The sequence below is a fragment of the Paraburkholderia elongata genome (assembly GCF_013177735.1).
GTDB classification, from domain to species: Bacteria; Pseudomonadota; Gammaproteobacteria; order Burkholderiales; family Burkholderiaceae; genus Paraburkholderia; species Paraburkholderia elongata.
In genome coordinates this window covers 1-15,277 of record NZ_WOEZ01000010.1, presented here as the reverse complement: position 1 = coordinate 15,277, position 15,277 = coordinate 1, and the positions used below count along the sequence as shown (strand labels likewise).

Below are 15,277 nucleotides of genomic sequence, written 5' to 3'. Positions count from 1 at the left end.
CCACCCACATGATACCGGTCCTGAAAAAACGAAGGGCGCGGCCGCGTTATTCGCAGGCCGCGCCCCAGGTGCATCTCACGCTGCTTAGTCGAGTGGCGCCGAACGCAGATCGGACACTTGCTGCGGCGACACAGCCGTACCGTGGTTGCCCCACGACATACGAATGTACGTCACGACGGCTGCCACTTCCGTGTTCGACAGCGCCTGTGCGAACGGCGGCATGCCGTACGGATGCGGGTTGGCTTCCGTGCTCGGCGGGTAACCGCCGTTCAGCACCATACGGATCGGATTGACCGCCGACGGCATCTGGATCGACTGGTTGTTCGCAAGCGGCGGGAAGGACGACGGCATGCCCAAGCCATTTTCCGCGTGACACTTCGCGCAGTTGTCAGCGTAGATCTTCTGACCTTGCTTCAACAGTTCGCCACCGAACTTTTCCGAGGTCTCGAGCTGCAGCGGTTCCGGCGCTTCGCTCTTCTGAGGAATCGTCTTCAGGTACGTAGCCATCGCGTTGATGTCTTCGTCCGACATGTACTGCAGGCTGTTGTGAACCACTTCAGCCATCGGACCGAACACCGCGCCGCGGTTCGACACACCGGTCTTCAGGAGATCGGCGATGTCTTTGGTTTCCCAGTCGCCGAGACCGGCTTCCTTGTTCGACGTCAACGACGGTGCATACCAGTTCTGCAGCGGGATCAAGCCGCCGGCAAACGCAGCCGAGCTGACCGGGCCGCCCATTGCGTTGATCGACGTGTGGCACATGCCGCAGTGGCCGAGGCCTTCGATCAGGTACGCGCCACGGTTCCATTCGACCGACTTGGTCGGATCAGCCTTGTACTCGCCTTCGCGGAAGAACAGCGTGCGCCAGCCGATCAGCATGTTGCGCTGATTGAACGGGAATTTCAGTTCGTGCGGACGGCTCGGCACATTGACCGGCGTAACCGAGCGCAGGTACGCGTAGATCGCGTCCGAGTCGGCGCGCGTGACCTTCGTGTAGCTCGTGAACGGGAAGCCCGGGTACAGCAAGCTGCCGTCTTTCGAACGGCCCGTGTGCATCGCGCGGTAGAAGTCGTCCTGCGTCCACTTGCCGATACCGTACTCGTCGTCAGGCGTGATGTTCGGCGTGAACATCGTGCCGAACGGCGTAGCCATCGGCAGGCCGCCGGCGAACTGCTTGCCGCCGCGCACCGTGTGGCAGGCGATACAGTCGCCGGCGCGGGCGAGATACTCGCCCTTCTTGATCAGTGCGGCCTGGTCGGCGGGCGTTGCCGCCATGGCCGTGCCGTTATGCAGGTTGTCGCCGCCCGACCACAGGACGGGAACGAGTGCGGCAGCCGCAACGACGACGACTGCCGAGAGGGCGAACAAAGACTTGCGTTTCATTTGAGTGTCTCTCCCGGTGCCTTATTGCGGTTCGCTGCCGCAGGCAAGCGGAGTCTTCATCGAGCGGGCCGGAGCCGGCACGGGGTTTTGTGGGGCCGTTTGCGTGGCAAGCCATGAAGCGACGGCGTTCACGTCGTCATCGGTCAGACGCGTGGCGATGGTGTGCATGCAATCAGGTGCGATGGCATGACGCGAGCCCGAACGCCATGCGCCCAACTGCGCGCTCATGTAATCAGCATGCAGCCCGACCAGACCAGGGATAGCGGGTTCCATGCCGGTCAGCGCTTTGCCGTGGCAGGCCGCGCAGGCCGGAATCTGTTTGGATGCGTCGCCGTTCAGCACGATCTGCTGGCCGCGCGCAACGATGGCCGCCGACACGGTCGGCTTGGCCGGCGCCGGGTAGGGCGGGCGTTGCTGCGAGAAGTACGTGGCGATCTGGTGAAGGTAGTCGTCCGAGAGGTACGTGACGAGGTAGTTCATTGGCGGGTACTTGCGGCGCCCTTCGCGGAAGTTCTGCAACTGGTTGTACAGATAGTCGGCCGGCTTGCCCGCCAGACGCGGGAAATAGTCGTTGTCGGTACCTTGGCCATGCGAGCCGTGGCAGGCCGTGCAGCCTTGCACGCGCGCTTCCATCGTATCGGGGGCCTTCGGTTGAGTCTGCGCTTTCGCAGCGCTATAGACACCCGCGGAGCCGATCAGCAGAAGGGCAAGCAACGGGCGGAAAATGCGTCTTGAAGACACGCGTAACTCCATCAAAATCGGGGACCTGACCGAACTTCGAGCGGCTCGGTGTGAAGGGCAGCCGGCGCTGCGGCGACGCAGCATTCTATCATCGAAGGGTGATGGTGACTATTTGCCACATTAGAGAAGGTTCCGGGTGTCACAGCTATGCGACAGTTTGCCGCGCGCCACCGTCTGACAAGTGGGCCGGCCATCTCGATTTTGTCTGTGGGACCGCGGGTACAAGTCTCGTTTCCGTCGGTTTGCATAACAAAGCAGGTTGAACCGACGCGCGCGCCGACCATCGAAGCGTACACTTCCGGGCGCGCCGGCGTCTGTCCGACGCCCACGCTCCCTGGCTCAACGTCCACCGTTTACTTTCCACAAGCTATCGGCCTTACATGAAGCTATTCAATTTTTCCCGTCCGGCGCAGCGTGCGTTGACGTTCGGCGCCGCCGCGCTGGTCATGACGTTCACGGCGTTCGCGCATGCGCATCTGGTGTCGAGCGAGCCGGCGGCGAACGCCGAAGTGGCCGCCGCCACTGAAGTGACGATCCGTTTCACCGAACCGCTCGAGCCGGCTTTCAGCAGGATCGAACTGAGCGACGCGAGCGGCAAACCGGCCGCGACGGCTGCGTCGCAAGTCGACCAAAGTGACGCAAAGGTGATGCATCTGGCGCTGCCGCAGTTGACGGCCGGCCGCTATGCGGTGCACTGGACTGCGGTTGCCACGGATGGCCACCGCACGCAAGGCAACTTCGCGTTCATCGTCAAATGAGCATGGACGGACTGTGGATCGGGCAGGTCGCCATGGCCGCGCTCATGAATGTCGCCTTTGCGTTTGCCGTCGGTTCGGCCTTGCTCGGCGCGTGGCTTGCCAAGGACGCGCAGGCCAAGATCAACCCTGCGCGGCCGGCCTGGTTGCGCGCGCAACGGTCGATGCTGATAGCCACCGTCGTGCTTGTGCTCGCGGATCTCGGCTGGCTGTTGTATCAGGCGGCGTCGATGAGTGGCGTCGCGTTGCCGTCGGCCATCGGCGTGGTGCCGACCGTATTGACGCAAACCCATGTCGGTTACGGCTGGAGCGTGGCGTTCGCCGGCGCGCTGGTGTTGCTGGGCACGGCCATGGCCAGCCATACGGGCATGCTGCGCAATGCGCTGCTGTGGCTCGCGGTGATCGCGATTGCGGCGGGCAAGGCGTCGCTTGGGCACGCGGCCGATGCCGGCCCCGTCTCGGCGGCGATCGGCATGCAGACGCTGCATGTGCTGGTCACGGGCGTCTGGGGCGGCCTGGCGATGGCGGCGGGGCTCTCGGTATTGCCCGCGCTCGGCACGTCCACCGCCCGTGGGATGCTGATCCGCACGGCGACGCAGGTGTCGAACGTATCGCTGGCGGCGGTCGGACTGGTACTGCTGACGGGCATCTTCAATGCCGTGCGCGGTTCGGGCGGCTCGTTCGAAGCGATCGAGATGAGCACGTGGGGCCATGTGCTGACGCTGAAGCTTACGCTGGTCGCGCTCGCGCTGGTGCTCGGCGGACTCAACCGCTTCCTGGCGCTGCCGCGCTTGCGCCGCACGGCCTCGACGATGGACGCGCACACCTTCGTCAACGTGCTGTATCTGGAAGCGCTGGCGATCATCGGCGTGTTCGTCGCAGCGGCGGTGTTGTCGCACAGCGTGCCGGCATTCGCTGCGTTGGGCTGAGATTAAAAAAAGCGCCGCACAGCAAAAGCGTGCGGCGCAATACACACGGTCGCTCGGCGGTGGCCGGCTATCCGTTGCTGCACTCTAGGCGGCGAGCGCGTTGTGCGCTCGTTCCAGCGTCTCTTCCGGAAACATCTCCTGCTGTAGTTCGCCGTCGTCGCCGAACCACTGGCAGATCAGCCAGTTGCCCGGCGCGAACAGCACCGGCCCGGTCCAGGTGGCCGTCATTGGATGTCCACCGGACTTGAGCGTCACGACGTCGCCGGTGCGGTAAGCGGGTTTTGCGGGCTTCGGGGGCCTTGCAGGTCTCTTTCCCAGTCGCATGGTGAGCATCCGTTCGATCAGCCGGATTATTCGAGGCCGAGCCGATGTCCGAGAATCGGCGCGCAGAAGAGCGCGATCGCGCAGCCCGCTGCTTTGCCTTCCAGTTCCGCGCCTGCGGCACGCGAGCCGTACATATGCGTCAGCAGATCGAAGAGCTGCGGCAGGCAGTACAGCACCGCGGCAGCGATAAAGCATTTTTCGACCACGGAGATGCGCCAGCCGCGTTCATAGGCGAGCATCGCGCCGATGATGCGAAGCACGCCGAACACCACCAGCGCGCCGACGGCGGCCTGTTCGCGGAGCAGATAGTCTGGAAGGAATTCGCCCATGATGTTCCCCGATGCATGTGTTGTTTGAATGCATTTGAGCAAGGAGCGGGCCATGCGTATGTCTGATGCCGAACCAACGGCGGGAAAGCCTTTCTGGATAAGGCTTTGCGCAATGCGGGGCGGGGTGTTTAAAAGGCTGGGAAGTGCAACTTCGGGCCGTTCCGGTCCGTGATGTTACGTAACTGCGACGGCGTGCGCGTCACGCCGCCGTAACGCGCGCGCCGGGCGCCGGAAAGAAAACGCCGCCCGCAGGCGGCGCTCCATCAAGCCGTTAAGCCGTTACACAATCACCATTCCGCGACGCTGCCATCCTCGTGGCGCCACACCGGATTGCGCCAGCGGTGGCCGACCTTCGCCATCTCGCGTACCTTCTCTTCGTTCACTTCGATACCGAGGCCCGGGCCTTGCGGAATCGACACGAAGCCGTCTTCGTATTTGAAGACTTCGGGGTTCTTGATGTAGTCGAGCAGGTCGTTGCCCTGGTTGTAATGAATACCCAGGCTCTGTTCCTGAATGAACGCGTTGTAGCTCACCGCGTCGATCTGCAGGCAGGTGGCCAAAGCGATCGGGCCGAGCGGGCAGTGCAGCGCGAGCGCAACGTCGTACGCCTCGGCCATCGACGCGATCTTGCGGCACTCGGTGATGCCGCCCGCGTGCGACGCGTCCGGCTGGATGATGTCGACGTAGCCGCACGACAGAATGTGCTTGAAGTCCCAGCGCGAATACAGACGTTCACCCAAGGCGATCGGCGTGTTGGTCTGGTTGACGATGTCGCGCAAGGCCTCCGCGTTTTCCGACAGCACCGGCTCTTCGATGAAGAGCAGCTTGTACGGGTCGAGTTCTTTGGCCAGCACCTTCGCCATCGGCTTATGCACGCGGCCGTGGAAGTCCACGCCGATGCCGATGTTCGGCCCAACCGCTTCGCGCACGGCGGCGACGTTGTTGATGACGCCTTGCACCTTGTCGAAGGTGTCGATGATCTGCAACTCTTCCGAGCCGTTCATCTTCACGGCCTTGAAGCCGCGTTCGACCACGGCGCGCGCGTTGTTCGCGACATCGCTCGGACGGTCGCCGCCAATCCACGAATACACCTTGATCTTGTCGCGCACCTGGCCGCCGAGCAGCGCATGAATCGGCACACCATGATGCTTGCCCTTGATGTCCCACAGCGCCTGGTCGACACCGGCGATCGCGCTCATCGTGATCGGGCCGCCGCGGTAGAAGCCTGAGCGATACATCACCTGCCAGTGGTCTTCAATCAGCAGCGGGTCTTTGCCGATCAGATAGTCGGACAGTTCCTCGACGGCAGCCGCCACCGTATGCGCGCGGCCTTCGACCACCGGCTCGCCCCAGCCGACGATGCCTTCGTCCGTTTCGATCTTCAGGAAGCACCAGCGCGGCGGAACGATGAAGGTTTCGAGCTTGGTGATTTTCATGGTGTGCGTCTCCTTGCGGCCTGGGCGCCTGCGTGTGCGGCCAATTTCGAGGATTCACATGCTACAACAAAAGCGCGGTTAAGTACTATTAATAGTACTATTGGCCAAATATTGGCCGATGGGTGGTCAGGTGGTGGCTACCTGGGACTGAGGCGAAGCAGTGGGTGTCAAGGTCGAGATGCTGGATAATCGCCATCCATTCCGGGCTCAGGTCCGATATCAATAGCGCCGAGAGGCTGCAGGGAGAAAGCTATTCAGCACGATCTGCATGGGCGCGTCGCCCATCTGCTGGCGACCGCGATTCTGCGCGGCGACTACGCGCCCGACTCGATCCTGCCGCGTGAAGCGGAGTTGATGGACACCTTCGGCGTGAGCCGCACGGTGTTGCGCGAGGCGCTGCGTACGCTGACGTCGAAAGGACTGATCGAGTCGCGTCCGCGGGTGGGCACGCGGGTGCGGCCGAAACACGCCTGGAATCTGCTCGATGTCGATGTGCTCGACTGGTACTCGCGCGTCGCCGAGCCGATGGCCTTCGCGCTCAAGTTGCAGGAAATGCGCGAGATGATCGAGCCGTACGCGGCAGGTCTGGCGGCGGCCTCGCATATGGACGACACGTTCAACGCGCTGGCCGCAGCGCATGCGTCGATGGTCGCGGCGCGCAATGTCGATGAATGGGTCCGTGCCGATCTGCAGTTTCATTTGAGCGTGCTGACGGCATGCAGCAACGAATTGCTGATTCCGCTCGGCACGCTGATCGAGCGAACGTTGGAAGCGCAGTTACGCCTGAATGCGAAACGCGCGGATGTGTTCAACGCATCATTGGCCGAACACACGGCGGTGTTCGAAGCGATCCGCGACCGTGATGCCGTGGCGGCGCGAGAGGCGATGGCGGGGTTGCTGGGCGTGACGCGCGGAAGAATCGAGGGGTGAGCGTGACGCGAGTGCGCCACCGCTCCCGCTTGACTCCTTCATCGCGTTTAATCCATCGCCGCATGCGCCACAGAAGCATCCGGTGCCTGGCGCGCTGGGCGGATCAACAGCAGCAGCGGAATGACCAGCAGCGTGGCCAGGAACATTAGCTTGAAGTCGTTCAGATACGCGATCATCGACGCTTGCTGCGTAATCGACGCGTTCAGCGCCGCCAGGTCGTAATTTGAACCGCTGTTGAGCATGGGCTGGATCGCCGGATTGAAGGGTGTGATATTCGCCGCGAGGTCAGCATGCGAGACCTGTGTGTTGCGCGTCATCAATGTCTGCACGATCGAAATGCCGATACTGCTGCCGATATTGCGCATCAGGCTGTACGTCGCGGTGCCGTCCGCACGCAGTTCGGGCGCGAGCGTAGAGAAGGTCAGCGCGCTCAATGGCACAAACACAAGGCCCAGGCCGAAGCCTTGGATCACGCCAGGCCAGACAATGTCCGATGCCGACAGCACGATCGTGTAATGCATCATCTGCCACAGCGCGAACGCCGAGATCAGGAAGCCGGCGAGCAGCAACAGCCGCGCATCGATCCGCTTCAATAGCCGCCCGGCAAACAGCATCGCGACCATGGTCCCCGCGCCGCTCGGCGCCGTGACGAGACCCGTGGTCGCGACCGGATAGTTCATCAGGTTCTGCAGCATTGGCGGCAGCAATGCGCGCGTCGCATACATCACCGCGCCGATCACGAAGATGAAGAACGTGCCGGTGGCGAAGTTCGGGTCCTTCAGCAACTCATATTTGAAGAACGATTTCTTGCCGACCGTCGCCGTATGCACGAGGAAGAACGCGAAGCTGATCGCCGCGACCAGCGCCTCTATGACGATCTCATGCGAACCGAACCAGTCGAGCTGCTCGCCGCGGTCGAGCATCGCCTGCAGCGCGCCGATGGCGAGACCCAGGGTGGCAAAGCCGAACGCGTCGAACTTCGCGTCGTGCTTCGGTTCACGCGCAGGCAGGAAGGTCGCTACGCCGAACAGCGCAAACGCGCCGATCGGCACGTTGATGAAAAACACCCAGCGCCAGTTGTAGCTATCGGTGAGCCAGCCGCCGAGCGTCGGCCCGAGAATCGGTCCGACCATCACGCCCATGCCCCACACCGCCATCGCCTGGCCCTGCTTTTCGCGCGGATTGATGTCGAGCAGGATCGACTGCGACAGCGGCACCAGCGAGGCCCCGAAAATCCCCTGCAGCAAACGCGACGCGACGATCTGCGTCAGCGTTTCCGACAAGCCGCACAGCGCCGAGGCCACCGTGAAGCCGCCGATCGAGAAGATCAGCAGCCGCTTGATGCTCAGCCGGTCGGACAGCCAGCCGGTCAGCGGCGTGGCGATCGCGGCCGCGACGATATACGAGGTCAGCACCCACGTGATCTCATCCTGCGACGCCGACAGCGTGCCCTGCATATGCGGCAGCGCGACGTTGGCGATGGTGCTGTCGAGCGTCTGGATCAGCGTCGCGAGCATGATCGAGATGGTGATCATCGGCCGGTTGAGCGGGGCGGCGGCACTCGTCGACGGGGAGTCGGAGGACATGGGGAGGGGGATCTTCGAGATAGTAAGCATGCTTATTATATTGGCTGCAAGCGCATCCGCCCACCAGGATTTATGCGGAGCCTGAATTGCGCACGCTGCGCCGGTTTTGCACCCGTTTCGACGATGACAAACGAAAGCCTTTCGTATAATCCGGGCATGACCATCCAACTCGAAGAACGCTTCGGCTTTCTGATTTCCGACGTCGGCCGCCTGACAGGCAAGCGTTTCGACGATCTCGCGAAGTCATCGGTCGATCTGACGCGCGCGCAGTGCCGCGTGCTGGCCAACCTCGCCCATTACGGCGACGTCAACCAGGCGCGACTCGCGGACCTGCTCGAAGTCGCGCCGATTTCGGCGGGACGTCTGCTGGACCGTATGGAAGAGGGCGGCTGGATCGAGCGCACGCCCAATCCGCAGGATCGCCGCGAGCGCCAGGTGCGTATGACGCCGAAGGCCGAGCGCACGCTCGGCAAGGCCCGCAAAGTGGGCGATGAAATCGCGCTCGAAGCGCTGAACGGTTTTACCGACGAAGAAGCGAAGCAGCTCATCGCGCTGCTGCAACGGGTGCGCGGAAATCTCAGCCGGTTGGTGGATCGCTGAGCGCGGGGCTTGCCTGTTTTAGTTGGAGCAGGACCGGGAGAAGAGATTGCGAAGGAGCTGGCAAGCCAGCTCCTTTTTTGTTGCGAGCGTTAAAGCCGATGGCTCGCATCTGCAAAGTCATCCGCTTATTTGGATTCAGGCGCGGCGCCCGACGGCTGAACCAGTTCGAAGCACGCAGCCCTGGCTTTCGCATCGGCCGGCGACGGGTCGATGCATTTGAAGGCGCTCTGATCGCGCTGAACGAAAATCGTATCGGCCGAGCCGGCATTGACACGAGCGCCGTTTACGACGGCGACGATTTTGTAGCCGTCCTGCAGCAACGTCGGAAGCGTGATCGGACTGGCGCGCCACTGACTGTCGGGCGGCGTTTGGGCGTTAGCGCAAAGCGATGATGCGGCGGTGACAAGCGCGACGGATGCGGTGGCCACGGCAAGCGCGGCGGTACGGAACGTCATCAAGAACCCTCCTTGAAGTTGCTGTTTGGAAAGCCAAAACAAAAAAGCCGCTGACCTTGTGGATCAGCGGCTTTCTCTTGCAACTGGTGGCGAATCAGGGACTCGCGGCAGATGGCCGGTGAGCCTTGTCCGGCTTGGTTTCGCGGCTGCTAAGGTTCTCAGGATAGCAGCTCCAGGTAGCAGTCGCGCCTAGTTTTACAATCGGTTTCAGGGACGGTTTCCGCGTTGCTTCCGGTGTGGTCAAGGTGTCCCGTCGGCGTTGTGACTTCAGTTCGTTAGACTCGGTGCTCGGCGGCTAGCCTGCGCTCATTGTGCGGCCAGCGAATCGCGCGACCGCGCACTTCAGAATTACTCGGCCAGGTCAACGAAGTTAGCGATTCTAGCGCACGTAACTGCGTCCGTTTCCGCACACCCTAACTTTTTAGAGGAGTGGGTTGCGGGAGGTACGCTTCGTCATATTGTCCGCCGCCAACATGCCCGGCAAGGCCTCCACAAAGAAATCCGCTTGCAATGCAGCCCCAGCCTGCACGTCGTACTGTGCAAAGTCGCGCACACCGGCTGCCAGCAGGACTTCGTCGTCGAGGAAGAAATTTCCCGAACACTCTTTGGCCGGGCGCGTCAGGATATAGTGGGCCGCGTCGGCGACTATCTCGGGCTTGCGACATGCTGCAATCATTTCCGCACCGCCAATCTCGTTTCGCACAGCAGCGGTCGCGATAGCTGTTCGGGGCCATAGCGAATTGACTGCGACACCTCGGTCTTTGAACTCTCCGGCAAGAGCCAGCGTGAATAGGCTCATCGTGTATTTTGCGATGGCGTATGCCGGAAAATCCTTAAACCACTTCGCGTCGCTGACCAGTGGCGGTGACAGCGTAAGGATGTGCGGGTTCGACGAATTGAGGAGGTGAGGCAGACACGCTTGTGCACACACGAACGTTCCTCTGCCATTGACCCCATGCATCAGGTCGTACCGTTTGACGGGTGTGTCAAGCGTGCCGGTCAGTCGAATGGCGCTGGCATTGTTGACGAGGATATCGATGCCACCGAACAACCCAAGGGTCTCGGCAACTGCGGCTTTCACGCGTTCTTCGTCGCGAATATCCACAACAAGCGGGAGCGCCTTGCCGCCAGCAGCTTCAACAGCTGCAGCCGCCGTATAAATCGTCCCCTCGAGACGCGGGTCTGGGTCGGCAGTCTTTGCGCAAATCACGACATTCGCGCCGTCGCGTGCGGCTCTGAGTGCAATCGCGAGTCCGATGCCGCGACTGCCACCAGACATGAATAGTGTCTTGCCAGCAAGGGTCATGGTCGTCTCCTGATGACTTACAGCAGCATACGCTTCTGCAGTCATTGGCGCGCAGGGGACAGTGCGAAGACCTCCTCCAGCATAGGGATACCCGCGAACCTGCGATGGGCGGTAGGGAGCGCCATTGTTTGGCCTTTTGCAATAGTGATTTCACGCTATCGGTCTAGAAAAAAGATAGGCCGCATCTAAACTGATTCCTGTAAGCGGCGCGCGTCTCACCGGACTTGCGGCGCTCCTGGAATCGGATTGGAGATTGCATCATGAAAAGCAAAATTCTTGCGGCGTTGCTCGTTGCAGCTACTACCTCTGTCGGACGTGTGTACGCAGGCCACTAATCTGAAGTTCGTCAACTGACCAAGGCTGTAGCGAGGTGTCGAAATGCTGAAGATTATTGAGGGTGCAGCGTTCCTAGGTGCGCTGATGCTTTATCTGGTGCCTGCAATGATTGCAGACGCAAGAGAACGCGAAGACGCCTTTGCGGTGACCATGGTGAACATCCTGCTCGGATGGACGGTAATCGGTTGGTTCGCAGCGCTAGTATGGGCGCGGCATCCGGTCAGCGACCGTCGACTGAAGCACTTCGCGAGGCGGGCACAACGCGCGGTCGCACGAGTCACCATTGATGCAATAGTTGCTCGAGCTGAAAGTCGTGCTGGCTCAATTCCTGTGTTGAACCCTCGTTTGGTGCCAGTAGTCGCGCGAATCGCAGCAAACCGTCGTTACCAACAAAGAGGTTAGCGGTTGTCGCGGACCACGCATGAATTGAAGGTATTTTTTGGGAGATTGAAAATGGATGTACCTGTTACCGAGGAGCAAATTCGTACGCTCGCGTTCTATCTTTGGGAGAAAGAAGGAAGTCCGGACGGGCGCTCCCAGGAATATTGGGGAAAGGCACGGCAGCAGCTAGGCGCAGATGGCTCGCTCGCAGAATTGGATTCAGATACTAGGAGTCTGCGCGGCAGACGAGTTTTGAGCTGACAGCGGGGACGCTGCGGCGTCCGGCATCGCGACCGCTTTCGGTTTGGCGCGCCGACCTACCAAAGAATGGCTTGGTCGACGACGAAATTGCTTGAAATGGCCCCCCTTTCCGGGCTTACGCGTACATCATTTTCGCCATTCGGCGCAGGTTCAACGCCGTGCAGACGAGCTTCCACTCGGCCTGGGCCTTGGCCAGTCCGCGCATGCTGAATTGGCGGAACCCGAGCACGCTTTTTACCCAGGCGTTTGGCGGCTCGGATAGCCATTTGCGTTTGCGATAGGCGGCCTGTGTTTCGGCAGACGTGAATTTTTCAGCCATCGCGGCGCACAGCGGCCGCTTGCTGGCATCGATCTTCACGTCCTTTTTGCCCTCGCGTCCGAGCGCCACGATCAGCTCGGCCGGATGCTCGCGTAATTGTTCGAACGTCGCTTCCGACCGGTAGCCCGCGTCGGCAAGGACTTGCTTGGGATCGGCGCCGGCGTCACGCAGCACGGCAGCAAGAACGGTTGACTGGGCGGCGACAATTATCTTGTCCGGACGTGACAAGATAGTTGTCGGTGTGCCAAGAAGGAAAGCGATAGTACGTCGCTGTACATGCTGTATCCGTGATGAGGGCCGGCCCCTCGGTGTCGCCGATCAGGCGGTGATACCAAACCACCCAGAGCTGCACTCGTTAAGAGCGGGTGTGGTGAGCGTCTGTGGAAAAGGCGGGATGAATCCCGTCAGGTGTGCAGTAAGGAGGCGAACGAAAGTGAACCATCGAAGAAGTGTCGATAATTGCAATGATGTCAAAACCGAGGACTCGACAACGCCTCGGGATCAGTCAAACGGCAACCTGAAGGTGGGTTTGACGGCATCCGGCATAGAGGTGGCGCGACCTTTCTGCAGGCGTGGATATGGAACTTGGGAACCTGTCGTCTCGATGTCAAGGGAGAAACTCAAGCGGAGAACCCGTGAGAGTGAGAGTACCGATGCGAGGCACAGGGGCGGAGTCATGCGTAGTAGCGTTGAAGGGGTTGTAATGACTTCCGGAGCGAAGGCATGACCTTGTCTGGTGGAGATCATGGAACAACTGCGACGCGGGATGATTCCGGGGTTGACGCCAAGTCGTTCGAGATACCCAAGCGATTGATCTGGGAAGCCTGGAAACGCGTGGCTGCCAATCAAGGCGGACCGGGCGTGGACCGGGAGAGTATTGAAACCTTCCGCAATCGTTTGGCGAGAAATCTGTACGCTCTGTGGAATCGAATGAGTTCGGGGAGTTACTTTCCTCAACCGGTCAAGGAGGTGCTGATACCGAAGGGGGACGGGTTTCGTCCTCTCGGGGTACCGACAATCACTGACCGAGTGGCTCAGATGGCGGTCAAGTTACTGGTTGAGCCGGGAATCGATGCGATATTCCATTCATCATCGTTCGGTTATCGGCCTAACAAATCGGCGAAGCAAGCTGTTGCGCAAGCGAGAAGGAACTGCTGGCGCTACGACTGGGTAGTCGACATTGACCTGAAATCCTTCTTTGACACCATCGACCACGGGCTTCTCAGGCGTGCGGTAGAAAAGCACGTTTCGGAGCCATGGGCACGACTCTACATCAGACGCTGGCTAGAGAGTCCGGTACAGAAGCAAACCGGGGAGCTGGTTGCTCGGGATCGAGGCACTCCGCAAGGTGGAGTGATCAGTCCGCTATTGGCTAATCTCTTTCTTCACTACGCGTTTGATCGATGGGTTCAGACTGAGCATCCGGAGGTGCCGTTTGAACGGTATGCCGACGATGTTGTCTGTCATTGCAGGACGAAGCAGCAGGCGGAAAAGTTTTTGTCTGCCTTGCGGGCGCGGCTTACCGCTTGTGGGCTTTCGCTACACCCGGAAAAGACGCGCTTGGTTTACTGCAGAGATGGACGACGTCGAGAGGAACATACCCACACTAAGTTCGACTTCCTTGGTTTCAGCTTTCACGCTCGGACAGTGCAAGACCGAGCGGGGCAGTTGTTCACGGGTTTCGGACCCGCGGTGAGTCAAAAGGCGCTGAAGCGTATGTCTCAGGCCATCCGAAGCATGAGTCTTAATCGGAGTACCTCATTGACACTGCGCGAGTTGGCGCGGCGCATAAACCCAATGGTACGGGGATGGGTGAATTACTACGGTGCCTTCTATCCGGAGCCGCTAAAACGGTTCCTGGTCAGAATAGACTTACGGCTTGGCGGGTGGGCGCGCAACAAGTACAAGCGGCTGAGGGGACACAAACGACGATCTTGGGCATGGCTCAAACGATGTCGGGAGAGTCTTCCCCAACTGTTCGCGCACTGGGATTTCTGTTTCGAAGAACGGCGGACACGAGGAGCCGTATGAATCGAGAGATTCACGTACGGATCTGTGAGAGCCTGAGGGGGCAGTTCCCTCGGGCCACTCGACCTTCGGTCATGCGGCCAATGGCTGTATATCGCTCCAGAATGTGTCTTGACGATGGAATCACGTTCGGGGTTCAGGGTCACCGCGCCGATGGGTGCCCAGTTCCGCCTGGTGCCCGACCAGCGCCGCGGACTTCGTTCACGGGCCTGGAGATATACCTCGTGACGAGCGGCGAGGATCGTGGCGTCTTCACACGCATGACGTTGTGCGGGGCTGACGTAGCGGATGCCGCTGTGCCGGTGATCGTGGTTGAGCCAATGCACGAAACGCGAAGCCCAAGCGCGAGCCTCGTCGAGGCTGGCGACGCCCTTGTCGGGGAACTCCGGCCGATACTTTGCCGTGCGGAACAGGCTTTCGACGTAAGCATTGTCATTGCTCTCGCGCGCGGGCGGGAGTACGACGGCTTAACGCCCAGCCGGTTCAGCATCGCCAAGACGGTCGTGGCTTTGAGTGTCGAGCCGTTGTCACCGTGCGGCACACGCTTGGCCGTCATGGCGTTGGTGCCTTCGGCCAGCGCCGTGCGCTTGACCAGGTGCGCCGCATGGTCGGCGTCGTCACTGTCGTGCACCTCGAAGCTCACAATCTTGCGGCTGTACACGTCCAGAATCAGGCACAAGTAAATCCAGCGCCCAACGATCTCGGCAGGCAAGTACGTCATGTCCCAACATCGCAACTGGCGCGGTGCGATGGCTACATGCGTGGTTGGCGGACGGTTCTTGCGCGGTGCTTTGGCATGGCCTCGGTGTTGGGTCGGCCCATGCTCGCGCAGCACGCACTGGAAGCTCGATTCGCTGGGCTGGTACACCCCTTCGTCGTCGATTAATGCTACACATAACGTTACTTGACTAATGTCGAGAGTTCAGTAATGTGGAGTCGCCAATGGAAGCGGTTACAGGTAGAGGAGTCCGAGCGACCGGACTCCCCATTAGATCGCCCCTAAAGCGCAGCAAGCCACTCAATCACGGAAGTGTCGCGACGCCATGAAGCGTTTGGCCTGATAGGATTAGCGACTCCTGCGCGAGCAATTGCTTGACGCTTCATTTCCAGGTCGGCACTTGCGTAACGATTGGTGGTGTTGATGCTGGCGTGACCGAGCCAGTGACTGATGGTTGACA

At 60.8% G+C, this 15,277-nt stretch carries 15 protein-coding genes and 2 pseudogenes; 7 read left to right on the top strand and 10 right to left on the bottom strand.

Annotated elements, in window-relative coordinates:
* Positions 1-84: 84 nt before the first annotated feature.
* Together GNZ13_RS01865 and GNZ13_RS01860 are read right to left on the bottom strand one after the other, a co-directional pair.
* Complete coding sequence (locus tag GNZ13_RS01865; protein ID WP_172159961.1) at positions 85-1,383, bottom strand: c-type cytochrome; 1,299 nt, start codon at positions 1,381-1,383, stop codon at positions 85-87.
* A gap of 21 nt (positions 1,384-1,404) precedes the next feature.
* Positions 1,405-2,136 carry a c-type cytochrome gene (locus tag GNZ13_RS01860; RefSeq protein WP_172159960.1) on the bottom strand — a complete coding sequence of 244 codons (732 nt, stop codon included), beginning with the start codon at positions 2,134-2,136 and terminating at the stop codon, positions 1,405-1,407.
* A 368-nt stretch (positions 2,137-2,504) separates the two neighbouring features.
* On the opposite strand from GNZ13_RS01860, the gene copC reads away from it, so the two are divergent.
* Together copC and GNZ13_RS01850 are read left to right on the top strand one after the other, a co-directional pair.
* Positions 2,505-2,882 carry a copper homeostasis periplasmic binding protein CopC gene (copC, locus tag GNZ13_RS01855; protein WP_172159959.1) on the top strand — a complete coding sequence of 126 codons (378 nt, stop codon included), beginning with the start codon at positions 2,505-2,507 and terminating at the stop codon, positions 2,880-2,882.
* Positions 2,879-3,808, top strand: a complete 930-nt coding sequence (locus GNZ13_RS01850) for a CopD family protein (protein WP_172159958.1) — start codon at positions 2,879-2,881, stop codon at positions 3,806-3,808. Before copC ends, GNZ13_RS01850 begins: the two co-directional genes overlap by 4 nt.
* An 84-nt stretch (positions 3,809-3,892) precedes the next feature.
* On the opposite strand, the gene GNZ13_RS01845 is transcribed toward GNZ13_RS01850, so the two are convergent.
* From GNZ13_RS01845 to dgoD, 3 genes are all read right to left on the bottom strand, one after another.
* Positions 3,893-4,132 (bottom strand): YodC family protein, encoded by a 240-nt coding sequence (locus tag GNZ13_RS01845; RefSeq protein ID WP_172159957.1) that lies wholly within the window; start codon positions 4,130-4,132, stop codon positions 3,893-3,895.
* A 26-nt stretch (positions 4,133-4,158) separates the two neighbouring features.
* Positions 4,159-4,461: a hypothetical protein gene (locus GNZ13_RS01840; RefSeq protein WP_172159955.1), complete on the bottom strand. Its 303-nt coding sequence runs from the start codon at positions 4,459-4,461 to the stop codon at positions 4,159-4,161.
* A gap of 287 nt (positions 4,462-4,748) precedes the next feature.
* Positions 4,749-5,897 (bottom strand): galactonate dehydratase, encoded by a 1,149-nt coding sequence (dgoD, locus tag GNZ13_RS01835; protein WP_172159953.1) that lies wholly within the window; start codon positions 5,895-5,897, stop codon positions 4,749-4,751.
* 252 nt (positions 5,898-6,149) lie between these two features.
* Here dgoD and GNZ13_RS01830 point away from each other — a divergent pair, with 252 nt between their 5' ends.
* Positions 6,150-6,827 carry a FadR/GntR family transcriptional regulator gene (locus GNZ13_RS01830; protein ID WP_407945598.1) on the top strand — a complete coding sequence of 226 codons (678 nt, stop codon included), beginning with the start codon at positions 6,150-6,152 and terminating at the stop codon, positions 6,825-6,827.
* 47 nt (positions 6,828-6,874) lie between these two features.
* Here GNZ13_RS01830 and GNZ13_RS01825 read toward each other — a convergent pair whose 3' ends face one another.
* Complete coding sequence (locus GNZ13_RS01825; protein WP_172159951.1) at positions 6,875-8,413, bottom strand: DHA2 family efflux MFS transporter permease subunit; 1,539 nt, start codon at positions 8,411-8,413, stop codon at positions 6,875-6,877.
* Between the two features lie 156 nt (positions 8,414-8,569).
* On the opposite strand from GNZ13_RS01825, the gene GNZ13_RS01820 reads away from it, so the two are divergent.
* Entirely contained in the window at positions 8,570-9,013 is a 444-nt protein-coding gene (locus GNZ13_RS01820; protein WP_172159949.1) for a MarR family winged helix-turn-helix transcriptional regulator, read from the top strand.
* A 125-nt stretch (positions 9,014-9,138) separates the two neighbouring features.
* On the opposite strand, the gene GNZ13_RS01815 is transcribed toward GNZ13_RS01820, so the two are convergent.
* The gene (locus GNZ13_RS01815; protein ID WP_172159947.1) at positions 9,139-9,468 is read right to left on the bottom strand and encodes a hypothetical protein; all 330 of its coding nucleotides are present in this window, start codon (positions 9,466-9,468) and stop codon (positions 9,139-9,141) included.
* A 421-nt stretch (positions 9,469-9,889) separates the two neighbouring features.
* Entirely contained in the window at positions 9,890-10,774 is an 885-nt protein-coding gene (locus GNZ13_RS01810) for an SDR family oxidoreductase (RefSeq protein WP_172159945.1), read from the bottom strand.
* 378 nt (positions 10,775-11,152) lie between these two features.
* Here GNZ13_RS01810 and GNZ13_RS01805 point away from each other — a divergent pair, with 378 nt between their 5' ends.
* The gene (locus GNZ13_RS01805; protein ID WP_172159943.1) at positions 11,153-11,512 is read left to right on the top strand and encodes a superinfection immunity protein; all 360 of its coding nucleotides are present in this window, start codon (positions 11,153-11,155) and stop codon (positions 11,510-11,512) included.
* A gap of 51 nt (positions 11,513-11,563) precedes the next feature.
* Positions 11,564-11,752 carry a DUF2934 domain-containing protein gene (locus tag GNZ13_RS01800; protein ID WP_172159941.1) on the top strand — a complete coding sequence of 63 codons (189 nt, stop codon included), beginning with the start codon at positions 11,564-11,566 and terminating at the stop codon, positions 11,750-11,752.
* Positions 11,753-11,867: 115 nt separating this feature from the next.
* Here GNZ13_RS01800 and GNZ13_RS01795 read toward each other — a convergent pair.
* Positions 11,868-12,257: pseudogene (locus GNZ13_RS01795) on the bottom strand (transposase); the annotation flags it as partial.
* Between the two features lie 537 nt (positions 12,258-12,794).
* Between GNZ13_RS01795 and ltrA the strand changes: the two are divergent.
* On the top strand, positions 12,795-14,102 hold the full coding sequence (ltrA, locus tag GNZ13_RS01790; RefSeq protein WP_172159939.1) for a group II intron reverse transcriptase/maturase: 1,308 nt from the start codon (positions 12,795-12,797) through the stop codon (positions 14,100-14,102).
* Between the two features lie 101 nt (positions 14,103-14,203).
* Here the strand turns inward: ltrA and GNZ13_RS01785 are convergent.
* A pseudogene (locus tag GNZ13_RS01785) lies at positions 14,204-14,991 on the bottom strand (transposase); the annotation flags it as partial.
* Between the last annotated feature and the right edge of the window lie 286 nt (positions 14,992-15,277).

Coding starts and splice junctions, on each gene's coding strand:
- copC (WP_172159959.1), top strand. CDS start 2,505: ATGAAGCTATTCAATTTTTCCCGTCCGGCGCAGCGTGCGTTGACGTTC.
- ltrA (WP_172159939.1), top strand. CDS start 12,795: ATGACCTTGTCTGGTGGAGATCATGGAACAACTGCGACGCGGGATGAT.
- GNZ13_RS01860 (WP_172159960.1), bottom strand. CDS start 2,136: ATGGAGTTACGCGTGTCTTCAAGACGCATTTTCCGCCCGTTGCTTGCC.
- GNZ13_RS01850 (WP_172159958.1), top strand. CDS start 2,879: ATGAGCATGGACGGACTGTGGATCGGGCAGGTCGCCATGGCCGCGCTC.
- GNZ13_RS01865 (WP_172159961.1), bottom strand. CDS start 1,383: ATGAAACGCAAGTCTTTGTTCGCCCTCTCGGCAGTCGTCGTCGTTGCG.
- GNZ13_RS01815 (WP_172159947.1), bottom strand. CDS start 9,468: ATGACGTTCCGTACCGCCGCGCTTGCCGTGGCCACCGCATCCGTCGCG.
- GNZ13_RS01810 (WP_172159945.1), bottom strand. CDS start 10,774: ATGACCCTTGCTGGCAAGACACTATTCATGTCTGGTGGCAGTCGCGGC.
- GNZ13_RS01845 (WP_172159957.1), bottom strand. CDS start 4,132: ATGCGACTGGGAAAGAGACCTGCAAGGCCCCCGAAGCCCGCAAAACCC.
- GNZ13_RS01840 (WP_172159955.1), bottom strand. CDS start 4,461: ATGGGCGAATTCCTTCCAGACTATCTGCTCCGCGAACAGGCCGCCGTC.
- GNZ13_RS01805 (WP_172159943.1), top strand. CDS start 11,153: ATGCTGAAGATTATTGAGGGTGCAGCGTTCCTAGGTGCGCTGATGCTT.
- GNZ13_RS01800 (WP_172159941.1), top strand. CDS start 11,564: ATGGATGTACCTGTTACCGAGGAGCAAATTCGTACGCTCGCGTTCTAT.
- GNZ13_RS01820 (WP_172159949.1), top strand. CDS start 8,570: ATGACCATCCAACTCGAAGAACGCTTCGGCTTTCTGATTTCCGACGTC.
- GNZ13_RS01825 (WP_172159951.1), bottom strand. CDS start 8,413: ATGTCCTCCGACTCCCCGTCGACGAGTGCCGCCGCCCCGCTCAACCGG.
- dgoD (WP_172159953.1), bottom strand. CDS start 5,897: ATGAAAATCACCAAGCTCGAAACCTTCATCGTTCCGCCGCGCTGGTGC.